Origin of the sequence: Sulfobacillus thermosulfidooxidans, from assembly GCF_001280565.1 — a bacterium.
Lineage (GTDB): Bacteria > Bacillota > Sulfobacillia > Sulfobacillales > Sulfobacillaceae > Sulfobacillus > Sulfobacillus thermosulfidooxidans_A.
Genome location: NZ_LGRO01000001.1, coordinates 2804347 through 2827219 on the forward strand (window position 1 = coordinate 2804347; position 22873 = coordinate 2827219).

The following is a 22873-nucleotide window of genomic DNA, read 5'->3' on the forward strand; positions in this document are numbered from 1 at the left end:
AGATACCATTTGACGCAGATCGTGAAGGCATGTGCACAAGGGAAGGAGAGATTGAAAATGCTCAAACGGCTTTTGGCTCTCTTCTTAGTTGTCCCGTTAGTGGAATTATTTTTGTTATTTCTCATTGCCCATTACCTTGGCTGGGGTTGGACCATTGGCATTACTTTGGTGTCATCGCTGTTAGGGGCGTACTTGGCCAAAATTAGCGGCAAACAGTGGTGGGAAACCGTCAAACGAGAATGGGCGTCTGAAGGTTTCCCTGTTCACCGGTTAGGAGAAGGGGCATTGCTGTTAATTTCCATGGCATTTATGATTACTCCGGGACCCCTAACCGGTATTATAGGCTTGTTATTTATGATTCCGAAAATTCGTTTGGGCGCGGCCAGACTCATCGCCCGCTGGGTGTCCAACCGTTTCATAGAACGGCTCTGGCGTTAAGATGCTTGTTTGGAGTGGGTAAAATTTTGCCGCATAAAAGGGAATTGCGAACCGAGTAAGGTCCAAATGAGCAGGGCAAAGGGCAAGATCATTCCGGGATCGGTCCCTGTCCCACTAAATAGCGTACCAAAAGCTTGAGGAATAGCCCAAATAAAGAATAGCCATGCACCCGTTAATATCCATGTCCACCGGGATTGCGGCCGGAACAAACTTAAGAGCGCCAATGTTAACAAGATGGCGCTGTAGATGGCATTTTCCAGCACGGGATGTAATTGACTGGTAATAACCATCGCATTTATGGCCATTTGGAGAATAGTGGGTTCATTACCGTTCATGGTGATGTCACCAAATTGGGCTGCGAGTCCCTGCGGAGTCCAAAAACCTGATGAAGGGAGCACTTCCCAAATGAAAGTGATAAACCAAAAGATGGCTAACCCGTAACGCGCCAGATTATAAACATGTTCTTCGGTCCACCAATCCTTACGAAGTAACAATAAAATGGCGGCCATGGCATAAAAAGGAATAGACCCTGGAGATCCTTGAACAAAACTTGGCGAACCAGATACCAATCCTCCTAAACCTTCGGCAAAAATCCAGACGACTACACCCCACAATAAGGATACCCACAGTCCCAGTCTTCCTGCTCGGCTATCGGGGCCTTTGAGAATGAGAATGCCAATGAGGGCTTCGATGATAAATAATAAGACATTGGATAACATGCCTAATGAAATCCAAAGACGGGCTCCTTCTGTCATGATGTGAAACAGCCACGGAGGTTGGGAATCTGTGGCAGCAGGAGCTAGGACGTTAGCTATGAGCAGCGCGTGAAACATATCAGGCTGGATTTTCAATAGGGCATCAAAAATCCATAGAATTCCGAGTCCATAAGTTAACGCGCGTCTGCGGTCAAATGGCATTGTCATAGATAATCCTCCTACACTCTTGAACGAATGAAATGTGAACCATCATGAATGTTGGGCCAAGGCTCTAGCATATTGCACAATGAGTGCCGTGTATGACGTGCTTAAGGACTTATCGGCCGATCCGCCGACTAACCACCGTTCATGACCGTGAGGGCCGATAAAATAGATATAGCTGGCATGGTTGACGCTTTTTTGTTTGGGTAAGCGCTGGACCCAAATATAATACTTCCGCCACAAAGCTTCTAACTCCGGTGTCGTCCCGGTTACGAAATACCAGTTTTTCATGGTGGTTAGACCATGTTCTTGATCAAATTTTTGCAAGGACTGGATGGATTCCCAATACGGATCGACGTTGAAACCCACAAATACAACATGATTTGAGAGAGAGCCTAATTGCTGATTAGCTGCCACAATTTCTCCTGCTAACACCGGACATACTGTGGTGCAGGTGGGATCCATCGGAGTAAGGACCACAACTTTTCCGCGAAATTGGCTTAAACGAATTATTTGTCCGTTTTGATCGGGCAGCGCGAAATTGGGAGCTATTTTTCCTTGTAATGGCGTTAAGATCCCCGCGTTAGCCGCTTTTTTAGCCTTCTGCGAGGGTTTTAGCGACGTGAGTTGTACATTGGCGTGTGTGGCAGGACGAGGGGGTGTCCTTCTCATTCCCCACCACAATCCTGCCGAGAGCGCCAAGAGCGATCCCGCAACAGCTATCCATTACGTGAGTTTTTTATTCGCTGTGTTGTGATTCGCACCATCTGTCGGTGTTTGCATTCTCTTCACGTCCCTAAAGTCGTTGTGATGCTATCCAGGATCAACCCGGTCTTTGACCGGGTTTTCTCTCATAGCCTGCTTGACATAGATTCCGTCCACAATTCTTCTCTAAGTCTATTGTACCCAAACCGTTTCGGTAAGGCAAAAATGAAGAAATTCTCTGAGGTAAAAAGAGGAATTTTGTCGAATTAGAGAGAAAGCAAACTTTCGGGGATGTTCTAGGATATTGCAGACACAGAGAAAACAAACAATCCCAAGATTTTTAGGAAGAACAACGCATTTTAAGATATCTTGATGTTCTTCTCGCAAGGGAATCGGAAGGAGGGATGATGATGAGTGATGAACCCTTATCACAAGAAGAAATTGACAAGTTGCTTCAGGCTGTCTTGTCTAAGGAAAATGAAAAATCGCCGGAAACAGAAGAGAAGGAATCCGTGCCGGAAGAGCACCTTGCCACGGAACCAACAGTTCCTGAAACACCTGTGGCACCTACTCCTGCTCAAGGAACGCATGACAGCTTCGATACAGTAAAGGTGCCTGCCCAAATTCTTGAGAAATGGGCACCACTGGGTTCACTGCAATTACGATTTACGGCCGAAATTGGGACAGCCCCATTAAAGGTTGGGGATATTATGCAGATTGGCATTGGTTCCCGGGTACCGCTTAAGACACGGTGGATGGAGCCTTTAGTGTTAAAACTGAATGGCAAAACGGTCGGGTATGGACGGGTTGTTCTGGTTGGCAATAAGTTTGGCGTTCAGGTGACGAAGTGGGGACGCCTGACTCACTAAAAGGCGGAGATTTGATGGACGAGTATCAATGGACGGTTATTGTCAATACTTGGGCTTATGACGAGACCCAAATCGAAGAGACAAGTGCTCCCTTTATTGGGTGGGCGAATCGGATTGTGTTCGTGGAATTAGGGCCATGGCATCGTCAACTTGACCTTTCGCTTTGGAGTGAAGGAGTTGAAATTGTCCAGGACTGGCCAGGATCTTTTCGTTTGCAATATGACCAGATTTTACGGCGAGAACAAGATTTAGACACGGACATGATTCTTTTCCTGGAAGGAAATGAAATCATTCGCCGTATGGATCTTCATGATTTGAATCATTACACCAGTAAACATGTGGCGGCTTACCGGCTGCCCGTCCTGCGTTCAGGAAGCGATGAATCAAAAAAAGAACTTCGCATATTAAGACTCTCGCGTTGGCATGGGTTTCACGGGGTTTATAAAGCCGATCCTTATCCCGAACTCACCGCTTTCAGTGAACCTATCCTTGAGGGCGAAATACCTATTGTGAGAACAGGCGAGGGTATAAAGCATGGTCCTAGGCTTGAAGGGATTATGCGTGAAGCTAAAGATATCGATTTGTTGGTAAGAGCCCGGTGGCTTCTTGACACACGGGAATTCCAGACCGCTTTACGATTACTGAAAAAGGACGGGACGAAAAGTCTTTATAACAATGAAAAAAGCCTTCTTGTACGTACAATGATGGCCGAGGCACTTATGGGCTTAAAGAAACCGCAGGAGGCATTACAAGTACTGGCGTCTTTGATGGCCCGTTTTCCGAATGCCGACAGATCTTATCTCATGGGACGCGTGCTCTATGCATTGGACCGGTTTGACGAAGCGTCGACCTATTTTTATCAAGCCGGCACAGGAGCTTACGGGTTACGAGAATCCCAGGAACCTGGTGCTGATGGGTACCGGGCCTTGTTATGGGCGGCCCAATCACTGCATCTTGCTAAACGGCCCAAAGATAGTTTTATGATGGTGACTCGTCTGTTAGAAGATTTCCCATTTTTTCGTGAGGGCTGGAAATTTTTCTTTGCCTTACTCGGCGACGCCAAGCCGGAGGAATTATATGAGTTAATGACGCAAATTGTTTCCCCGCAAACGGTCCATGAAGTGTTTGAACGGATGGGAGAGACCGAAGGGCCAGAGCAAGCGTTTCAACAATGGCTGTTTCGGTGAAAACATGTCTCGCTCGTAAATTGTTGTCAGCAAAAGAAGGAATTGGAAAGAGACTGTCGAAACGTGCATGACAAAGAGAATGGAAGGGGGGGTGACATTGGTTAATAAAACGCTGGCCTTTTTCCAAAATGGTCAAGTCGTTCCGTTGACCACACCCATTTTTCAAGGGCCTAAGACGAGGCGCCGCGGACGAAGACGTGAACAAGACCGTTATTTTCCCAGTGGTGAATTAATTCCAACCCGTGAAGAATTGATTCAATATATTCTTAACCATGTCCTCTACCAAATCGATCCGGTGTTAGGGGAACCCATTTTTTGCAAGCACATTATCAAACCTAACCGGGAACGGAATCGGGAAAGTATGTATCACGTTGTCCTCGGACCGCCATCATGGACCGGGGTCTGGGAAGTTATTGGCAATCGCCGGATGTTTGACATTCATGCCGAATATGTCCCCGAAGAACGAACATGGCTTCCCCAGATTACGGTGTCGCCGGGAAATTTTATCGGGGTCGATAATTTGAATGGTATTGAGCTGGATCCCATTTGTTTACGGCGCGAGATTATTCGCCGGAAATTTGTAACGGCCGACGAATATGACTGGTTTGCCAGTCCCTATGCTTCGATACGGCGCATGGCGATCGCAAAGGCTCAACGCGGTATTTGGATGTAAAACAGGATGGAATAGACCACGAATGAACCCAAGGAGGAGCTATGCGTTTAGATGTCACGGCCATAGGCGGCATTATTTTCGGAGTGCTGGCGCTCGTTACCGGATTTGTCTTGGAAGGCGGGCGCGCTGGGGCTTTGCTCCAAGGGACCGCAGCACTGATTGTGTTTGGAGGCACAATCGGTGCCACTGCCGTGTCCTTCTCCGTCGATGAATTGAAAAAAGTCCCGACATTATTTCGTATGGGATTGACGCGAAAAAAATTTGATCCCATTGTCCTGATTGACCAATTGGCCAGGTATGCAGACATTGCCAGGCGTCAACAACCTTTGGCATTAGAGCCTGAGATTGAATTAACCCATGATGAGTTTTTGAGTAAAGGCTTACAACTCATCGTGGATAACGCGGACCCGACCTTAATGCGGCAAATGCTGGAATCTGATATTTATGCCCGCTATTCCCAACAGAAAATGGGAGCGAGTATTTTTGAGCAAGCGGGCGGATATGCTCCCACGATGGGCATTGTGGGTACGATTATGGGATTAGTCCATGTGTTAGGGGAATTATCAGGTAATCCCAACGACTTGGCTTCAGCTATTGGTCTAGCGTTTATTGCCACGCTTTATGGCGTCTCGAGTGCCAATTTATTGTGGCTTCCCATGGCTACGAATCTTAAGAATAAGGCCAAACACGATCTGTTGATGCGGCAAATTAGTCTTGAAGGCCTGTTAGCCATCAGTCAAGGCATGGCTCCTAGCTTGCTAAAAGACAAACTCATGACGATTATTCGTCCATCGGGATCCCCTGCAGCCCAGGATAGTTCGGCTCATGCTGAGGGTGACAGCGAGGCAAAATCGGGAGCACAGGAGGCATCATGAACGAAATCTGGGAAAAGGAGACAGAAAACGAAGACGGTGGCAATGAAAATGCCGGGATGATGCGATGGCTCATTACCTATGCCGACTTAATTACGTTGTTGCTGGCCTTTTTCATTGTGCTTTATGCCATGAACCGGACCGAACAGGTCAAGTTTTCCTTGGTGTCTCAAGCGTTGGCAAACCAGTTTGACTCCAAAAGCATTATTGGCAAATCGCCCGGTCCTTCCATTATTAATGGATTATCGGGGACGCATGCCGAACTTGCGAGTTTAAACCGGCTAGAAGATGAATTGCAGCAGAAAATCAATCAGGCCCACTTAAGTTCATCCGTATCTGTGACCAGCAATGAGCGGGGAGTGGAAGTGAGCTTGAATGCCTCGCTGCTCTTTGCGCCTGGATCGGCTAAAGTTTCACCCCAAGCGGCGTCGTTATTATTGCAGTTGGGAAATATCCTAAAAACTGTGCCCAATGATATTGAGGTTGCCGGCTATACCGATTCGACCCCTATTCGCACGGTCAAGTATCCCAGCAACTGGCAATTGTCGGCAGCGCGGGCGGCAAATGTCGTCTATATTTTGGCGCATGTGCCGGGTATTAATCCTAGTCGCCTATCGATCGCGGCTTTTGGTCATTACCACCCTATTGCGACCAATAAGACGCCTCAGGGGCGCCAACTTAATCGCCGAGTGAATATCTTAATTCTTCGCTCGACGGTTGGCCAAGTGGCGATTGGCAATGGTCCCTAAATGTTAAACATCTTGACCCTTCAAATTTAAAGTCTTTCAGACTTCTTGGAGCATGACACAGGAAAAGATTGTGTTATTGTCATTCGGTTATGGTTACTGAGGTAAGGAGATGACATCATGGGATTATTTGACACTACCGCATCACAAAGTATTATCACGACCTTAAATTTGTCTCAAAAAGCCGAAACCATCATTGCCAATAACTTGGCGAATTATGACACCCCAGGATACAAAAGTGAGAGCTTGTCTTTTCAGCATCAGTTAGCGGCCGCTATCGCCCAAGGTCCAGCAGCCATTGCCCAGGTGAAAGGCCAGGTGGTGGTCAACACCATGTCCTTACAGCCCGATTTGAACAGTGTCTCCATGACGCAACAAACCACGGACTTGGCTAAGACGCAACTGTTGTACCAAACCGCGGTGCAAGCATTTAATTATAAAACCACAGAAATCAAAATTGTTAGCGAAGGAAGGGCGTTATAAGTCATGTTTGATGCCTTGAATATTACCGCCTCAGCTCTTAGTGCCGAATCCTTACGTTTAGATCTCGTGGCCAATAACTTAGCCAATGCGACTACGACCAAAACGGTGACGGGCTTCCCGTATCAAAGTGAATCGGCGGTGTTGGCACAAATCCCGGCACCATCAAATGGGCCTTACCGTGGCATTGGCCAAGGTGTGGTGGTCAAAGCCATTTTAGCCAGCCAAGCGCCCTTTCCCAAAGTTTATGATCCCACCAGTCCCTTGGCGAATGCACAAGGCTATGTTTTGGAATCGAATGTCAACTTATCGACACAAATGGTGGATATGGCCGAAGCATCCCAAGCCTATCAAGCGAATGCGAATGCCTTTTCGGCCGACAAAAACATGATCTTAAAAGCCTTAACGTTGGGAGCGTAGATTTGATATGAATCCTGTGGGATTAACCTTAACCAATCTGGCTAATTTAAATCCTTCTGGGTCATCTTTAGGTGGCCATGGTGCTGGTTCCACGACGTTTGGGGCGCTATTAAAAGGAGCGATTAACCAATTAGAATCGACTCAAGCCCAGGCCAATCAGCAAATTACCGGAGCCATGACCGGCCAAGTGACCATTACCGGAGCCATGGTGGCGATTGCCGAAGCGCAAAGCACATTAGATGTGGCAACATCTATCCGGAACAACGTGGTGCAAGCCTATCAAACCATCATGAATATGTCTGTGGGATAAGATTAGGGGCGGACAATGAATCAACGAGTCAAACAATATAGTCAACAGGCTCTTCAGTGGTGGCAACAAAAGACCCTGACCCAGCGCCTGCGCCTTGGTGTCGTCGCGGCGTTGGTCTTCAGTGTGCTGTTAGTGGCTGTGCACCTGGTAACCAGTCCCGATTGGCAGCCCTTATATACCAATTTAAGTCCTCGCAGTGCAGGACAAATCACAACGCAATTGACGCAGATGAAAATTCCCTATCAGCTCGCTGACCAAGGACGGACGGTGCTGGTGCCCAAAAAAGATGTAGACCAGGTACGGGTGGATCTAGCGGATTTGAATATCCCATCTAGCACGGTCGGTTTACCGCAGCCGCTAAATTTTAGCTTGGGAGAAACGAATCAGGAGATTACTCTGACGCAATTGGCGGATTTAGAAGCGACGCTGGCGCAAACCATTAATTCGATTAATGGCGTACACGATTCCCGTGTTCTCATTAATGAACCACCTCCGGCTCTATTTGGCGAAAGCACAGCGAGTCCCACGGCGTCGGTCTTTTTAGATTTGAATCCAGGTGCTTCATTGAGTCCTTCGCAAGTGCGGGGGATTATGAATTTGGTGGCGCACTCTGTGGCCGGTTTGTCGCCCAATCAAGTAACGGTGGTCGATCAACAAGGGACGTTGCTGTCGCAAAATGCCCTGAATAATCAACCGGGATCGCAAATCACGGGCACGAATCAAGCAGAACTGCAAGCCGAAGATCAGGTTGATAACCAGATTGCGCAAAATGTGACGTCCATGTTGGATCAAGTATTAGGACCGGGTGCCGCGGTCGTTAGGGTCAATGCCACGTTGAATTTTGACCAGTCGACGGTGAACTCGACTCAATATGGGAAAGCGGTTTTGTCTTCGCAGTCTGTTACGACCCAAAGTAGCTCGCAAGCGGCTGGTAACGCCACCCCGGCCGGGGCTGCAGGCAATACGCCAACATACCCGGTCACCACAGGGGCTTTGGGACCCTCAAAATCCCAAAGCAATTCCACCACGTCGCATTGGCTCGTCGATACCACAAACACCCATCAAGTGATTCCCTCAGGAAGCATTAGCCGAATGACCGTGGCGGTTGCCGTCGACAAGCCCCTCAGTGCCAGCCAGCGCACCGCGCTTAAAAATTTGGTGGCGTCAGCAGCGGGTATTAACCCCGCACGGGGAGATGTGGTGACGATTTTAGGCCAACCCTTCAACCGGTCGCAGGTGAATCAAGCCTTAAAACAAATGGCGCAGGCGCAAAAAGCTCAGCAAATTCGGCGCGATATTATGGAAGGAATTCTGGCCTTGTTAGGCATTGTCCTCGCAATCATTGTGTGGCGCGGATTGGCTAAGATTAGGCGACAAACTCCGGCTCCCAGTTTCGAACCGGCCTTGGCAAGCCCAGGGGGCCAATCGTTATCCGTGACCGATTTGCTCAATGAAATTCGCCAGGCCAAGGAACCTACTCTGGCGGAAACGGCCAAGAGTTACTTGCAAGACATGTTACAAAAAGATCCCGAAGGGGCAGCACGCTTAATCCGGGCTTGGATTCAGGAGGATGAATAAATTGCGGATGTCAGGTGCTCGCAAAGCCGCGGTGCTTTTGATGTCGATGGGAACTGAACAGGCCGCGACGCTTCTACGCTATCTCAGACGCTCGGAAGTGGAAGCAATTACCATGGAAATTGCCAATCTTAAGCGGGTGGATGCCCAAGTGGTCGATGAGGTTGTGACCGAATTCTATGAGATGTCCAAAGCCGAGAAGCAACTGGCAGAGGGCGGGATTGACATGGCCCGAGATATGCTGGAGCGGGCGTTTGATGGTCCGAGAGCCCAAGAAATTTTGCAGCGGTTAACGGGATTTTTGCAGCGGCGGCCCTTTGAAGTGTTGCGCAAGGCCGATCCCAGTCAAGTGATGACCTTAATGATGAATGAACATCCTCAAACCATTGCGGTGGTGTTAGCCTATATGGATCCTACGCAAGCCTCCCAGGTATTGTCGTCTTTGGATCCTGAATTACAAAGTGATGTGGCCCGGCGCATTGCCGTCATGGGCCGAGCTGCCCCGGAAGTGATCAAAGAGATTGAACAACTCATGGAGAAAAAACTAACCAATCTGGCTGCTGAGGAAATATCAGGTGCGGGAGGGATTAATGCGATTGTGCCGATTTTGAATAATACAGACCGCACCTCCGAGCGCTTGATTTTACAGCGCCTTGAAGAATTTGATCCGGAACTTGCTGATGAAATTCGAAACCGCATGTTTGTCTTTGAGAATATTGTGCAAATTGATGACCGGGCCATGCAAAAAGTGCTGCGGCGTGTCGATAACAAGACCTTAGCACTGGCCCTTAAAGGCACGCCGCCTGATGTCTCGCAAAAAGTTATGCGCAATCTGTCGCAAAAAGCTGCAGAGTTACTCAAGGAAGACATTGATGTCTTAGGACCCGTGCGGATTCGTGATGTGGAACAAGCCCAACGGGAAATTGTCAATGTCATTCGTCAGTTAGAAGATCAGGGAGAATTGGTCATTTCTCGGGGGGAGCGTGATGACTTTGTCGTCTAACGTGCTTAAAGCATGGACTGTGAAAAATGGAACTCAACCCATTCGACTTGATCCGCAAGATGATGGCAAAGGCCAAGTGCAAGTCGCTTTAACGGACGCAAAAGAAGCTGCCCTGAATATTGTGACCCGGGCCAAAGAAGAAGCTCAGGCCATTATTGAGGAAGCGGAAACTGAAGCCGATCAGATTCGAAAGCAAGCCCAGGCTCAAGGATATGAACAAGGCCGCCAACAGGGCGTGAAGGAAGGCAAGAATCAGGTGATGAATCAGTGGTCCGAGATGGCACAGCAGGTTCAGCAAGTATTGAATAAAATAGAACAGCTCAAGGGATTCACTAGGCTGTTGGAGCCGGAATTGGTACTGGCTCAAGCGGCGGCACTCGCCGCAAAATTTGTCGAAAATGAGGGATTAAATCATCCCGATTCGTTACGGACGTATTTGACTGACGTTATTGAGAGTTTGTCCGATCATCAAGTGACCCTGTTTTTATCGCCCGAATTTCACAATACTCTTGAACACCTGACCAAAAATTGGGGGGATTTGTGGTCGCAGGTCAAAGTGGCCGTTGACCGGTCCTTAGAGCATCTCGGGATGCGCATAGAGACAGGAGACGGCCAGGAATTTCTTGCGGGTCCCATTCACGCATTGAGCAAGATGCTCGATGAGGTGCTCTATGGAAGTGTGTGAAAAGATTAAACAATTTCCGGCGTCACACCTACTGGTGCCCATCGGACACATTACGGCCGTGCGGGGGCAAAGCCTTATTGCTCAAGGTGTCCGCATGGCGGTAGGGGAAGTCGGAAAAATTCAGCTCGCTGAATCCCAGACGGTTGATGTGGAATGCGTCGGATTTCTTGAAGATCAGCGGGTTTTATTGACGCCCTATCATGATGTCGTAGGCATAAGGCCAGGTCTTACCGTGATTGCCAAAGGACGGCCTTTCAGCATGGTCACGGGTCAAGAGGTGTTAGGACGCCTCCTTGACGGCATTGGCAAGCCTTTGGATGCTGGACCTATGCCGATTGGACCCCGGCGTCTTTTGATGACGACCCCGATATCGCCATTAAGCCGCCGCAAGGTCGAAAAAATTTTATGGACGGGAATTAAAGCCATTGATGGGCTTTTAACATTAGGCCAGGGACAACGCGTTGGCGTGTTTGCGGGGGCAGGCTTTGGGAAGACCACGTTATTACAAGAGATTTTAAATGGTACCGAAGCGGATATCGTGGTCGTCGGCTTAATCGGCGAACGGGGCAGGGAAGTCGCCGAATTCTTTCGACATCTCGGGCCTGAGGCCAAAAAACGGACGGTTATTATTGCGGCGACATCAGATATGCCGGCCATCATGCGGTTAAAAGCGGCCTGGTCAGCGACATTAATTGCGGAAGATTTTCGTGATCAGGGACATCAGGTGTTGCTGGTCATGGATTCCTTGACCCGTGTGGCGTTAGCTCAGCGGGAAATTGGAATGGAAACGGGAGAACTCCCATCGGCTCGGGGATATACCCCCTCGGTGCTGCATTTGTTGCCCCGATTGCTTGAACGGGCGGGCGCGACCGAAACGGGGTCGATTACAGGCATTTATACGGTGTTGGTTGATGGGGATGATCCTTATGAAGATCCCTTATCTGATATCCTTCGAGGATTATTAGATGGCCATATTATTTTGTCTCGGAAATTAGCCAATAGTGGTCATTTTCCAGCCATTGACGTGGTCTCCAGTCTCTCTCGTCTAATGCCCGACATCATCTCTGATAAGCACCTGCAAATGGCTCGATCCTTCAAAGAAATTGTCGCGCGGGTCAAAGAGGCGGAAGACTTATTGGATGTCGGGGCCTATACTCCGGGACGGGATGTGTTACTGGATAAAGCACTTCATCTCTACCCCAGAATTCAAGCATTTTTGGATCAAAAACGTGGGGAGCGTTGTTCACCGCCAGAGCTTTTTAGTCAGATGGAGAGCATTGATGAGACGATTACGCATTGGCAAGAGGAGAATCACGCCAATGAAGGAGAAGACGATGGCTAGTCAAAAGGTTTTACAAAAGTATTTAAGTAACGTCATGAAAACGATAAAGACAAAGACTCATGAGATAGACAGTTGGGAACAGAGATTGCAAGTTTTGCAAAGGACACGTACGGACCTCGAGCATGTACCGCTGAATATGGGCCAAGAAGTCATAAGCATCGCTGATTTGGAGGCCTATTATGCACATTACGCGATAATTCAGCGGCAAATTACTAGTTTACAAAAAGAGGAATTGCTTATCTTACAGCGAATTGAAAAATATCGGGAGGAAATTATCTCCTTACGCCAATCTCTGAAACAAGTTGAGCGCCTGATGGCCCGTCGGAAAGCTCGACAGATCGACCGACAAAATCGCCTGCAGGCCGAAGGGAATTTGGCACTAGGACTCTCCCACAAGCTCATAAGTAGGGAGGACTCTTTGCTCCGTGTCCCTTTTGGAGTCACATCAATCCGTATATCTCGTCGTGCGGCCCGGAAAATTGGTCAGCACGCGCGTCATTAGACGGGTACGCCAAGAAGTCTATTTGGATGCCTTAAAAGACCATGATATGGAATTGACGCCCTTACCGGGAACGACAATTGCCATACGCTGGCCTTATGACGATTTATTGTATGAACAACAAGGGGTCATCACGGAAGTCTTAGATCCCGTGCCAATCATTGTGGTGAAGTTGCAGGGACATTCGCAAGTCATTGAACAACGTGGCAGTTTGCGGGTCAAGGTGCAAGTCCCATTGGAGTATGGGTTGGTTCGTCCTGATTCCGAAATCCTCATGACCACAACTTTTGACCTCTCGGCAACGGGTTTGCGTTTTCCCAGTGCCGTTGAGCTGTGGCGGGGATTACATTTGAAGATGCGATTGCGGCTTGGAACTCATGAAGTCATTCTTTTGTCCCAAGTCACGCGGGTTGCACCGAAGCCGCGTGAAATTCGGGGGAAAAAAACGTGGGAGAGTGCTGTGACCTTTATTCAAGTAAAGCCTAAAGATCGGGTTTTGATTGAGCAGTTTGTCAGAGGACAACATCACCGGCACCAAACGCGACGGGATTAAGGTTGATGAGATTCACGACAAGGAGGTGAATACGATATGCTACCCATCCACATGTCAGCAATGAGCATGACACCGAGCGAAAAAAATGCAGATTCACGGAGAAAATCTCGTCCCCATCAGTCGTCATTCTCCCAGGTTGTTGCGCACAAGCTGACCAGAACAAAACAGCCGCGTATCCTACGCTTAAGCGGATCATTCAAGAAGGTTGTGACGAGCAAAAAAGATTTGAAAGTTGCCGCGGGCGCTTTAAAACGCAAAAGAAGCCAAGCACATCACCAGTTTGTGCCTACTCAAGCAGATTTGCATCGCACTGACCGTCTTCATACGACACTTTCAAAAGGAAATCCGAAAGATCGTCACCGCCACAAACGGCATCTTTCGTCTCATGCGGGAATCGCGGGTGTCATTACGGCAGCCGCATTCATAGAGCCTATCTCGATGGGAAGTCAATTACAAAAAAGTGGGGACGTGAAAAAACTCCAGCAATCCTTGAGGGTGTCGAAGAGGAATACCAGACTCAGTGGGGTAATGAGTCAAAGCACGAAAAAATTGGGGCATGCAGTTCCTCCCTTTACCTCGTTGCGTTCCGCGATGAATACGCATGCGATGACCTATTCAGAAAAGGCCGACGCCCGGGGGCGTCAATCGGAGATTGCGGCTATAAACCCGTCCCATAAACTGGTGTTTGCCCGTGAATTCAAGATGAAGACGGTGAAGTCCCGATTATCGTCCGCACGGAAGACTGCATTAGGGATTTCATCAGGATTGAGAAGCAAGGCAACAAAATCTTTGGGAGGCAATCAAAAACAGAGAATTTCCTCTCACGGAATTGACGGCCTGATGAACGTCATGCAGGCCAATTCCTTTGCAGCCCTCTCCAAAACCGGCGAAATATCTCCAGGAAACACCTCGCCCGTACAAAATGTATTAGCTCACGCGGTTCACCGGGGAATATTGCAAAAACACCCAGGCGGTTGGGTCATCAAACCCATCCACTGGAAATCTCCGGGGGCTATGCCTGTGAGTCAATGGACCCTGACGGCACCAAAGCAATCCGGACCTTTAATTCTCACGCTCATCCACATGCAAAATAGTTGGAAGGTTCATTTGGAGGTGAGTTCTTTAGGACTGGCTGGGGCCTTGGCGGAAAATTTGGGACAAGTGCAAAACATGACCGCGGCGTCACTTCCGGTCTCTCAAGTCTCGATATTTTTAGGTATGGGACAGCATGCCATGGGTCAAGGAAATTCTTCGGGGAATAGTGGCTCCTTTGGACGTCCTCAAGATCCGTCCCCGCCTTCGAGGCCGTGGCGTCATTCTCCGTTATCGTCCCCTGTTCTTGGACGGCCACTGCTTTCGGCCAATACCGTGGTGGATTATCAGGCGTAGTTCTAGACAATGTGACAAAGATCATCAACGATCGCAGAGTTTTAGTGAGAAAGGATGGCAAAGAACGAATGAGTACACCGTTAACCAACTTATTAAGTTCGGGAACGAATTCTGGCTTGGCATCACAGGCGACGTCAACGACTCCGGGAGGAAATTTAGGGGAGTCGGCGTTTCTCACCCTGTTAGCGGCAGAATTGCAGTATCAGAATCCTTTGCAACCCATGGATAACACACAATTCGTAGCGCAATTGGCACAGTTTTCTAGCCTTGCTGCGGTAACCAAACAATCGACGACACTGAACGACATTCTCTCCACCCTCCAGCAACAAAATCCGGTGGTGCAATTGTCGCAACTGATTGGCAAGACGGTGAGTACCCAACAGGGAAGCGGTGTGGTGACAGCGGTGTCACAACAAGGACAAAATTTGTTGGTGGACGTTAAAGGGCTCGGCAGTGTACCGGTTAGTGACATTACCCAGGTGCAAGCATAATGTCGGACTCACCTCATCCAATTGGTTCATCACACGGTATTCCAGGTATCACCGAGACTTCCCGGAGGCCAGCTGTTTCAGAAAAGCCTAGTCGATTTGACACGCTGTTGCAGCAAAAACTGATAGTCAGCCAGCATGCTCAAGACCGGATGCAGACCCGGGATATTCATCTTAGTGCTAGGGATGCGAATCAACTCAGCCAAGCCATTGACGAGGTGAACAAAAAAGGATCACGGCAGGCCGCTATTATCATGGGATCTCACATCTTTATTGTGGCGCCGCCGTCACGAACGATTATTACGAGTCTTGAATCTCCTGAAAATGGCATGAAAGTCATTACGCAAGTGGACGCGGTGGTTTATGTAAGCCGGACCTCGGATATAGCGAATAGCGCAAGGCATTTAAATTTAGAGGAAGCTTCGAGTACTCGACAGACTGCGAGTACTCCCACCCCGTTGCACTGGAGTTTGTTGTCTATGCCAAACGCCGAAGAGTGATCCTTTCTCTCTTGGGGGATCAGCGTGCAATCAAATTTGGAAATAGGAGGAAGATTTTATGTCCGGAACACTCTATGCGGCTATATCAGGACTTAATGCCGAACAAGCGCTTTTGGGTGTTGTGTCCCAAAATATCGCGAACGTTAACACTACAGGGTATAAGAGCAGCAACATGAGTTTTGCCCAGACTATGGAACAAACGTTATCGGGAGGAACAAGTCCCACGGCAACTCTAGGAGGAACTAATCCCGAACAATTGTCTGCAGGCGCCGCCGTAGGTATTGGGGCTGTGGATGTCAACATGAGTCAAGGAAGTCTTCAAACGACGGGCATCAAAACCAATATGGCGATTTCTGGGCATGGATTTTTTGTGATTAAAACGCCCACGGGCTATGCGTATAGCCGGAGTGGCGATTTTACTTTAGATGCGCAAGGGCAACTGGTTAATCCACAAGGCTATTTTGTGATGGGGTGGACCGCACAAAATGGGAAGTTGACAGGAGAAACGGCTGGAAACATCGCCCCCATAACAATTCAGCCTGATATGACCATGTTGCCATCTGCAACGACCACGATGACCGTCACAGGTAATCTGAATGCGTCTTTGGCGACTCCAGCGGGGACCTCAAATACGACTAGCAGAACAGTTCCTGTAACGGTTTATGATTCTTTAGGAAACCCGGTCACTTTGAATGTTACCTTCTCTGATCCTCAGGCGACGACCAACAATGGAGTGTCTTGGACGGTAAATGTTACCGATCCGCCGTCTACCACCTCATTGGGATCGGGAACGGTCACCTTTAACAGTAATGGTAGCATTGCCAGTGGTAGTACTGTGACTGTGCAACTGACGACAACGGATGGGTCAACATCGCCTCAACAAATAACGTTAAACCTGCAAGGATTAACGTCTGATGTCGCGTCTACGTCATTATCAGGAACAGCAGATGGTTATCCTCAAGGAACCTTGGCTAATTACACGATTGGGTCAAATGGCGTCATTACCGGGACATTTTCCAATGGGCAGACGCAACCTATTGCACAAGTCGCTTTGGCAAACTTCAATAATGATGCCGGACTTGTGAATATTGGTAACAGTCTATGGCAGCAATCTGCAAATTCAGGCACTGCTAAGATTGGACAACCCGCTTCAGGTGGATTTGGTTCTATTGCATCGGGTGCTCTTGAAGAATCCAATGTGTCTTTGGCCAATCAATTTGTGAGTATGATTATGGCGCAACAGGGCTATCAAGCTAATGCCAAGGTCATTTCTGTTGATCAAGCCTTAGATACCACCTTAGTGAATACGATTGCACCCTAACTCCCTATTTTTTCTACTTTAAACAGAAGGACTCCGTCTTAGAAATTCTTTGGCGGAGTTCTTTTGTTATTATCGTGCAAGTGGATGGCTAATGTGGGACAAGACGATTCAGCTGCAAGGGATTTCTTCAAGAAAAAAGTGATGTTTTCAAGAAGAGAAAACTAGAAGCCGTGCCAATTGGGACAAGTACGGTCTATCAATAACCGATCCCAAATAAACGATCCACTAGATTATGCCGCAGATTTAACATAACAAGAGAGTGACCTATGTGATTCCAATTCCTCGGAAGATGAGCCAGGAGAGAATCCATCTCTTTCCTTATTTTAAAGATGGGAAGATAAAGTCACATCGTTCGAAACACATTCGTCTACATCTTATGATAAACCAAGGACTTTGTGGATAATCGGGAAGCATTGTATTCTGTAGCTCAAACGAGTCTTCAGCAGCTATTTTTGAGGTCCCAGTAATGGAAGAGATCGTTGCCTTAGGCATCTTCGAACACGGCCTGATGCCGTGTGGGCGTTTATTTGCTGCTCATCAACATAGTGTTTGTTGCCAGTCGCATTTTAACGTCCTCTTGATGAACAGATTATGTTATTATATCGATAGATATCGATGAAGGAGGGCGGTTTATGAATCCCGTAGCGATTTTTAAAGCGCTCGGCCATGACATGCGATATCGATTATTTTGTGATCTGTTTGGGCCGTCTACCTCGACATGTGAGGGACAAGACGAAGTGCCAGCGTGCTGTGTCACGGATTTGATGGAGAAATATCCATTGTCTCAATCCACAATTTCGCACCACTTAAAGATTTTGGTTGAGGCGGAATTAGTGGAGCAAGAAACTTATGGTACCTATCATTACTATCATGTCAACGTGAACATGTGGAATGCTTTTCGCGATTATCTCAGCACTCTCAATTTGAATTGTGGCAATCCGGCGTGTCCACCCCAGGGACGCATCTAATTTTTTGGATGATAAATCGATAAATATCGATATAAGGAGAATGATCATGAGTCAGATCAAACAAGCCGGTAAGGTCATCGAAGAAGGTGGCGAAGTTCAGATTGTTTTCCCCCATGCCTTTTCGCTCAACGTCATCCAAGAGGCGGTGGAAGCGTGTCAAGACGGGCAGTGTAGCTGTCATGATTCCGAAGCTTGGGACAAGATCAAGGATATTGAAGTTCGAGATCATAATGGAGAAGTGCGTATTCATGTGAAAGGCGAGAATTTATCGCGCGACATCGTTGAGGCCTGTTTCAACGATTGCGATCAAGAAGTGCTTGCCCCAGAAAACGATTAAAGAGAAGCTCCAATACCACAAAGCGAAGCCTCGCTGAGATGATGACAGGATCTGAGGAGGCTCCGCTAGTAAGGATCTAGAAGTTTGCTATCGGCGCGTTTTGTCCCTGTTATTATTGATAGGTGCCGTCTTTTTGTGCGAGAGATACGGCTTGTTGATAAGCACTATGCATGGCCTGGACCGGCGTTTCCTTATTGAGCAACACCGCGATAATGGCATTGAGGAGAACCTCGTGGGAGAATTGATCCCACCAAGCTACTTTGGGTTCGGCAATCGCGGTATTGAGGACACTTAGTGACACTTGTTGGGCAGGATGGGTACTCAAAAACTGGCTAGCTTGGGCTGCCACATCACTGCGGACGGGAAGATAGCCTTCACTGTGTTCCATCCAATACGTCTGTCCGGCTTTCGATGTGAGATATTTGATAAAGGCAAATCCCGCTTGTTGCTGGGCAGGAGTCGCTTTAGAAAACATACCCAAATATCCGCCGAAAAGAGATGTTGCCTGTTTCACGTTGTGAGGTAACGGGGCTTCCGCGATGGTAAATTTGTTGCCTACGGCTTGTTGCAGATAGGGATAAAATCCGGTTGTGCCGATTAAGATGAAACTGGTTTCGTTCGCAAAATCGGTTTGAGATGCATATCCATGGGTTAATATTGCCGAACCATTTTTCACCATATTACTCCACAGCGTTAAGGCCTTGACGGCAGGGCCGTTGGAAGCGAATGCGGCTGGATTGGGCATGCCGTTTGAGCCTACGAAATTGCCTCCGGCCTGATCAAAGAAGGCGAGCCAGGGATAAGTATGCACCAGGGTGATGGCAAAGGCTTGCTTACCCGGTCCCGACAATTTGCTGGCATCTTGGGCAAATTGTGTCCAAGTTGTGGGTGGTGTCGTAATGCCCGCATTGGTGAATGCATTTTTGTTGTAATACATAATGGCAGCGCCAAGATTAAAGGGCATCAAATACTGATCGCCATTGGGCCACTTTCCCGGTTTGAGCATATTGGGATAAAACGAAGCCAAAGAGAAACCATGGGGACCAGAAATGAAGGGATTGAGATTGACCAAGCTGCCAGTTTGGATGAAACCGGTCGCCCAGGGGGGATTCATTTGGGATAATGTCGGAGGATCACCAGCCACCACTGCGGCTAATAATTTGGGTTCTAATGCGGCATCATTGGGTACGACCACATCCTTGACGGTAATATTGGGATGAAGTTTTTCAAATTGCTGAATTTCACCCGATAGGGCCGTTTCATAAGGTCCCGTCATTTCATTCCAAAACGTTATGGTGACAGGCCCTTTGCTAGAGGAAGAGGGTTCCGAAGGTGTTGCCGTTTGGTTCCCACAACCCGCTAAAAATGAAGATAAAAGCACTGCGCTGATAAGTGGAGCCGCAATATGTGATTTCTTAATCATCAATGACTTCCTCCTTATTCGTGTTTTTCTCGCTTTTTGATTTCTCGTTCTTTGTTTGCTTATCATCCGATAACGTGCATGAACGGATACTGATTGAAAATTAGCCTTTGATACCGCTGCGGCTAACTGACTCCACAATTTGTCTTTGGGCAATCATGTAAAGAATCAGCACGGGCACGGTGGTGATGGCCGCAGCAGCGGACAAAACCGTCCAGTCCGTACCGTTAGCGGTGGATAAAAAGTTGGCCAGACCCACTTGGATGGGTTGAACTTGTGGGCCATTGGTGACAATCAGAGGCCATAAAAATGCGTTCCAACTCAGGAGAAACAAGTAAATGCTGACGGTGGCAATGGCCGGCATCAAATTGGGGACGACGACATGCCATAGATAACCCCAATCTGTAATGCCATCGATACGTGCGGCATCACGCAGCTCTTTAGGAAGAGAGCGCATAAATTGCACCAGCATAAAGACCGCGAATCCATTGGCGGCAAATGGCACAATTTGTGCCGTATAGGTATTGAGCCAGCCCAAATCCTTGACGATTAAGTAATCCGGCACGATGATGGAATAAAATGGTATCATCATTGTCGACAAAATCACCACCAAGAGATATTGGGTTAGGCGGCTGGACAAAAAGACAATACCGTATGCCGCCAAGAGTGAGGTCAATAAGGCTAACACAGTGGTCACGATGCCGATGCCGAGAGAGTTGAGAAGAAATCGCAACCATGGGGCTAAATGCCATGCCGCAATATAATTACTCAACACACCTTGGGGGATCAACGCTCCAGGAAAGCTATAGGCCCGCGCTGATGTTTCTAATGATGTGGCAAAGATCCACCATATCGGAAAGATGGTGATTACCGCACAGACGCTTAAAAAGAGATAAATGAGAAGTCGTGCGCCTTTTTTCACGGTATTAGCCTCCATAATAAATGGACTTGCGTGATACCCAAAACTGCAGTCCGGTCAGGCCTAAAATGAGCACGAAGAATATCACAGCCTGTGAAGACGCCTCACCAAAGTGAAAATAATTAAACGCCGTTTCGTAAATCAGATAAGTCAGGGTCGTCGTGCCATTTAAGGGTCCTCCCCGTGTTAACGCATAGATCTGGGTGAACGTTTGAAAAGCATTAATGGTGTTAATGACAATGACAAAGAGTGTTGTAGGCGACAATAAAGGCCAGGTGATATGCCAAAACTGGGCCCAGCCACTGGCACCGTCAACTTGAGCTGCTTCAAGCAATTCCCTGGGGATATTGGTCAAACCGGCTAAGAAGAGTAGCATGGTAAAGCCAAAACTAAACCAGATGGTGTAGATAATGACACTAATCAGCGCCAAAGTGGGTTCATTAACCCAGCCAATGTTATTAGGAAGACCAATGAGACCGAAAATTCGGTCGATTATTCCAACATTAGGCTGATACATCCACAACCAAACCGTCGAGGTGGCAACAACGGGCATGACATAAGGCAGAAAGAACAATGCGCGAAATAGCCCGACCGCGCGAATGCCTTGATATAACAACACCGCAAAAATAGTGACACAGCACTCCCGAGAATCACAACGCCTATCGCGAAGAGAAAGGTCACTTTCAGCGATTGCCAAAAAAGTCCCGTCTCAAATAATTGTTGGTACTGCGTGAGCCCGACGAAATGGGGATGGGTGCCATATGTGAAATGGAAAAAGCTATATCCAATGACGAGAAATAGCGGAATAATCCAAAACACGGTGAATACACTGAGTGACGGTACCAGATACCAAAATCCTAGACGAGGCATATAAGACGCCTTGGCATTCACGGTTCTGACCTCTCTTTGAATTCTGTGTGTCGGGTGATGGTGTATGAAATGAAACCTTCCCGGTGATATCCCACACTATAGATGGCAGGGATTTGCGATTGTGTATAGGCCACCTGTTGGAGAAAGAGTACCGCTTCATGAGGCTCAATGCCTAGTGCTTGAGCTGCTTCCTCACTACTGCGTTTGATCGAAATACGGGTTGTGGCATAGGCGATGACAATCCCTAACTGTGCTAATGCGGGCATCATTTTGTCTGAAAAACCTGATAAATCGACGACGGTTGACCCGATGTGTGTCGGTAAATAATCGATTAAGAAAACAGCCGGTTCGCCGTCCGCGAGGACGGTGCGAGTGACCCGGTAACCGGATGTGGGTTGAGACAATGACAAGGCTTCTAAGACATGTTTGGGTAAATCTAAGGGTTGAATATGAATGTCAATGACTGAGGGTTCATATCCATTTTCGCGCACAATATCAGCTACGCTGTTCAGGATTTGCAATGAAGCATTCATAGTTCTGGGAGGACGACTCGCAAATGTGCCGACTCCATGCTTTCGAATCACCAAACCTTCTTGCTCGAGGGCACTGAGAGCAGAACGAATGGTGGGGCGACTCATGCCGAGTTGCTTGGCTAGTTGATCTTCCGAGGGCAATCGCTCCCCCGGCGCTGTCGCCATCAAGATTTCCTCAATGCTTTCCCGGGCGAGGCGTTGGCGGGGAATGAACCGACTGGTCACAATTCTTCCTCCCAAAGGTAAGACGTTTTACGTCTTCAGATTATAGCAAGTTTTGTTGAAAATGGTGCAACAACATTTCTGTCAAATTCTACAAATGTTAGCTAGGATTTTTTCGGGCAGCATCGAGACAGTTTAAGAAATATGGGGATGGTTTATCAGGAACATGATAAAATCCCGACACGGGTGGATCATAAGCTCGACGCATGCCTCTTCTTAGGCGATGGCCAAGAGGGGATCAAGCGGGATATGTCACAAGTTCATGCCCCCGCCGATTTTCTCGACGAACTCGACAGTGGCCAGTCCCCGAGCGGTGCAGAACTGTTCCAACACCAACCGCGGGTTCTTTAAATCCGGTCGCTGGCTTTGGGTGCTGACGCGCCAATACGCTACGATCTTCCGCGTCCGGGGTGGCCGGGACTGCTGATGGCGGAAGGCCTGGATCTCTTTTGGGCATAGGGGAGCAATCTAGACTACAACTCCCCGAATTAATTTAGCATCACGGTACTCAAGCTCATCTGATGGTCATGTATCCAGGAGCTCACTTGCTGTCTGTCGCACTTCCTGCTTGGGCCGCGCATAAGGACTTTCACAATGAAATTTCCATAATCTCATCCTTATTGTGGCCGGGA

At 48.1% G+C, this 22873-nt stretch carries 28 protein-coding genes; 22 read left to right on the top strand and 6 right to left on the bottom strand.

Features of this window, described 5'->3' with window-relative positions:
- The first annotated feature begins 57 nt into the window (after positions 1-57).
- A complete protein-coding gene (locus tag AOA63_RS13620) occupies positions 58-438 on the top strand; it encodes an FxsA family protein (RefSeq protein ID WP_053960217.1) in 381 nt (126 codons plus the stop codon).
- On the opposite strand, the gene AOA63_RS13625 is transcribed toward AOA63_RS13620, so the two are convergent.
- Together AOA63_RS13625 and AOA63_RS13630 are read right to left on the bottom strand one after the other, a co-directional pair.
- Positions 435-1361 carry a hypothetical protein gene (locus AOA63_RS13625; protein WP_053960218.1) on the bottom strand — a complete coding sequence of 309 codons (927 nt, stop codon included), beginning with the start codon at positions 1359-1361 and terminating at the stop codon, positions 435-437. The genes AOA63_RS13620 and AOA63_RS13625 overlap by 4 nt on opposite strands.
- Before the next feature lie 42 nt (positions 1362-1403).
- The gene (locus tag AOA63_RS13630) at positions 1404-2027 is read right to left on the bottom strand and encodes an SCO family protein (RefSeq protein ID WP_053960219.1); all 624 of its coding nucleotides are present in this window, start codon (positions 2025-2027) and stop codon (positions 1404-1406) included.
- Positions 2028-2470: 443 nt separating this feature from the next.
- Here AOA63_RS13630 and AOA63_RS13635 point away from each other — a divergent pair, with 443 nt between their 5' ends.
- From AOA63_RS13635 to AOA63_RS13730, 20 genes are all read left to right on the top strand, one after another.
- Positions 2471-2929 carry a FliM/FliN family flagellar motor switch protein gene (locus AOA63_RS13635; protein ID WP_053960220.1) on the top strand — a complete coding sequence of 153 codons (459 nt, stop codon included), beginning with the start codon at positions 2471-2473 and terminating at the stop codon, positions 2927-2929.
- 14 nt (positions 2930-2943) lie between these two features.
- Positions 2944-4116 (top strand): tetratricopeptide repeat protein, encoded by a 1173-nt coding sequence (locus AOA63_RS13640; protein ID WP_053960221.1) that lies wholly within the window; start codon positions 2944-2946, stop codon positions 4114-4116.
- A gap of 97 nt (positions 4117-4213) precedes the next feature.
- A complete protein-coding gene (locus tag AOA63_RS13645; RefSeq protein WP_139061613.1) occupies positions 4214-4789 on the top strand; it encodes a hypothetical protein in 576 nt (191 codons plus the stop codon).
- 41 nt (positions 4790-4830) lie between these two features.
- A complete protein-coding gene (locus tag AOA63_RS13650; protein WP_053960223.1) occupies positions 4831-5664 on the top strand; it encodes a motility protein A in 834 nt (277 codons plus the stop codon).
- On the top strand, positions 5661-6410 hold the full coding sequence (locus AOA63_RS13655; RefSeq protein ID WP_053960224.1) for a flagellar motor protein MotB: 750 nt from the start codon (positions 5661-5663) through the stop codon (positions 6408-6410). Before AOA63_RS13650 ends, AOA63_RS13655 begins: the two co-directional genes overlap by 4 nt.
- Before the next feature lie 117 nt (positions 6411-6527).
- Positions 6528-6890 (top strand): flagellar basal body rod protein FlgB, encoded by a 363-nt coding sequence (locus AOA63_RS13660; RefSeq protein ID WP_053960225.1) that lies wholly within the window; start codon positions 6528-6530, stop codon positions 6888-6890.
- Positions 6891-6893: 3 nt separating this feature from the next.
- A complete protein-coding gene (flgC, locus tag AOA63_RS13665) occupies positions 6894-7307 on the top strand; it encodes a flagellar basal body rod protein FlgC (protein WP_053960226.1) in 414 nt (137 codons plus the stop codon).
- Between the two features lie 7 nt (positions 7308-7314).
- On the top strand, positions 7315-7617 hold the full coding sequence (fliE, locus tag AOA63_RS13670) for a flagellar hook-basal body complex protein FliE (RefSeq protein WP_053960227.1): 303 nt from the start codon (positions 7315-7317) through the stop codon (positions 7615-7617).
- Between the two features lie 15 nt (positions 7618-7632).
- Positions 7633-9195 carry a flagellar basal-body MS-ring/collar protein FliF gene (gene fliF, locus AOA63_RS13675; RefSeq protein ID WP_053960228.1) on the top strand — a complete coding sequence of 521 codons (1563 nt, stop codon included), beginning with the start codon at positions 7633-7635 and terminating at the stop codon, positions 9193-9195.
- Positions 9188-10195 (top strand): flagellar motor switch protein FliG, encoded by a 1008-nt coding sequence (fliG, locus tag AOA63_RS13680; RefSeq protein WP_053960229.1) that lies wholly within the window; start codon positions 9188-9190, stop codon positions 10193-10195. The genes fliF and fliG overlap by 8 nt, the downstream gene beginning before the upstream one ends.
- 19 nt (positions 10196-10214) lie before the next feature.
- Positions 10215-10880 carry a hypothetical protein gene (locus AOA63_RS13685; RefSeq protein WP_139061614.1) on the top strand — a complete coding sequence of 222 codons (666 nt, stop codon included), beginning with the start codon at positions 10215-10217 and terminating at the stop codon, positions 10878-10880.
- The gene (locus AOA63_RS13690; RefSeq protein WP_053960231.1) at positions 10867-12222 is read left to right on the top strand and encodes a FliI/YscN family ATPase; all 1356 of its coding nucleotides are present in this window, start codon (positions 10867-10869) and stop codon (positions 12220-12222) included. Before AOA63_RS13685 ends, AOA63_RS13690 begins: the two co-directional genes overlap by 14 nt.
- Entirely contained in the window at positions 12215-12724 is a 510-nt protein-coding gene (locus AOA63_RS13695; protein WP_171822725.1) for a flagellar FliJ family protein, read from the top strand. The genes AOA63_RS13690 and AOA63_RS13695 overlap by 8 nt, the downstream gene beginning before the upstream one ends.
- Positions 12648-13274, top strand: coding sequence for a PilZ domain-containing protein (locus AOA63_RS13700; protein ID WP_242848341.1), 627 nt, complete (start codon positions 12648-12650; stop codon positions 13272-13274). The genes AOA63_RS13695 and AOA63_RS13700 overlap by 77 nt, the downstream gene beginning before the upstream one ends.
- 225 nt (positions 13275-13499) lie before the next feature.
- Positions 13500-14663 (top strand): hypothetical protein, encoded by a 1164-nt coding sequence (locus tag AOA63_RS13705; RefSeq protein ID WP_139061616.1) that lies wholly within the window; start codon positions 13500-13502, stop codon positions 14661-14663.
- Between the two features lie 68 nt (positions 14664-14731).
- Positions 14732-15154 (top strand): flagellar hook capping FlgD N-terminal domain-containing protein, encoded by a 423-nt coding sequence (locus AOA63_RS13710; RefSeq protein ID WP_053960235.1) that lies wholly within the window; start codon positions 14732-14734, stop codon positions 15152-15154.
- Positions 15154-15651, top strand: a complete 498-nt coding sequence (locus AOA63_RS13715; protein WP_053960236.1) for a hypothetical protein — start codon at positions 15154-15156, stop codon at positions 15649-15651. Before AOA63_RS13710 ends, AOA63_RS13715 begins: the two co-directional genes overlap by 1 nt.
- Positions 15652-15709: 58 nt before the next feature.
- The gene (locus AOA63_RS13720; RefSeq protein WP_053960237.1) at positions 15710-16972 is read left to right on the top strand and encodes a flagellar hook protein FlgE; all 1263 of its coding nucleotides are present in this window, start codon (positions 15710-15712) and stop codon (positions 16970-16972) included.
- 632 nt (positions 16973-17604) lie between these two features.
- Positions 17605-17940 carry an ArsR/SmtB family transcription factor gene (locus AOA63_RS13725; protein WP_053960238.1) on the top strand — a complete coding sequence of 112 codons (336 nt, stop codon included), beginning with the start codon at positions 17605-17607 and terminating at the stop codon, positions 17938-17940.
- 46 nt (positions 17941-17986) lie between these two features.
- Entirely contained in the window at positions 17987-18277 is a 291-nt protein-coding gene (locus AOA63_RS13730) for a hypothetical protein (RefSeq protein WP_053960239.1), read from the top strand.
- 112 nt (positions 18278-18389) lie between these two features.
- Here the strand turns inward: AOA63_RS13730 and AOA63_RS13735 are convergent, their stop codons facing one another.
- The 4 genes from AOA63_RS13735 to AOA63_RS13750 form a co-directional block, all read right to left on the bottom strand.
- On the bottom strand, positions 18390-19700 hold the full coding sequence (locus tag AOA63_RS13735; protein ID WP_053960240.1) for an ABC transporter substrate-binding protein: 1311 nt from the start codon (positions 19698-19700) through the stop codon (positions 18390-18392).
- Between the two features lie 100 nt (positions 19701-19800).
- A complete protein-coding gene (locus tag AOA63_RS13740; RefSeq protein WP_053960241.1) occupies positions 19801-20619 on the bottom strand; it encodes a carbohydrate ABC transporter permease in 819 nt (272 codons plus the stop codon).
- A 4-nt stretch (positions 20620-20623) separates the two neighbouring features.
- Entirely contained in the window at positions 20624-21313 is a 690-nt protein-coding gene (locus AOA63_RS13745) for a carbohydrate ABC transporter permease (RefSeq protein ID WP_082343978.1), read from the bottom strand.
- A gap of 190 nt (positions 21314-21503) precedes the next feature.
- Positions 21504-22244: a GntR family transcriptional regulator gene (locus AOA63_RS13750; protein WP_053960243.1), complete on the bottom strand. Its 741-nt coding sequence runs from the start codon at positions 22242-22244 to the stop codon at positions 21504-21506.
- A gap of 147 nt (positions 22245-22391) precedes the next feature.
- Here AOA63_RS13750 and AOA63_RS13755 point away from each other — a divergent pair, with 147 nt between their 5' ends.
- Positions 22392-22592 (top strand): hypothetical protein, encoded by a 201-nt coding sequence (locus tag AOA63_RS13755; RefSeq protein WP_139061617.1) that lies wholly within the window; start codon positions 22392-22394, stop codon positions 22590-22592.
- Positions 22593-22873 lie beyond the last annotated feature (281 nt).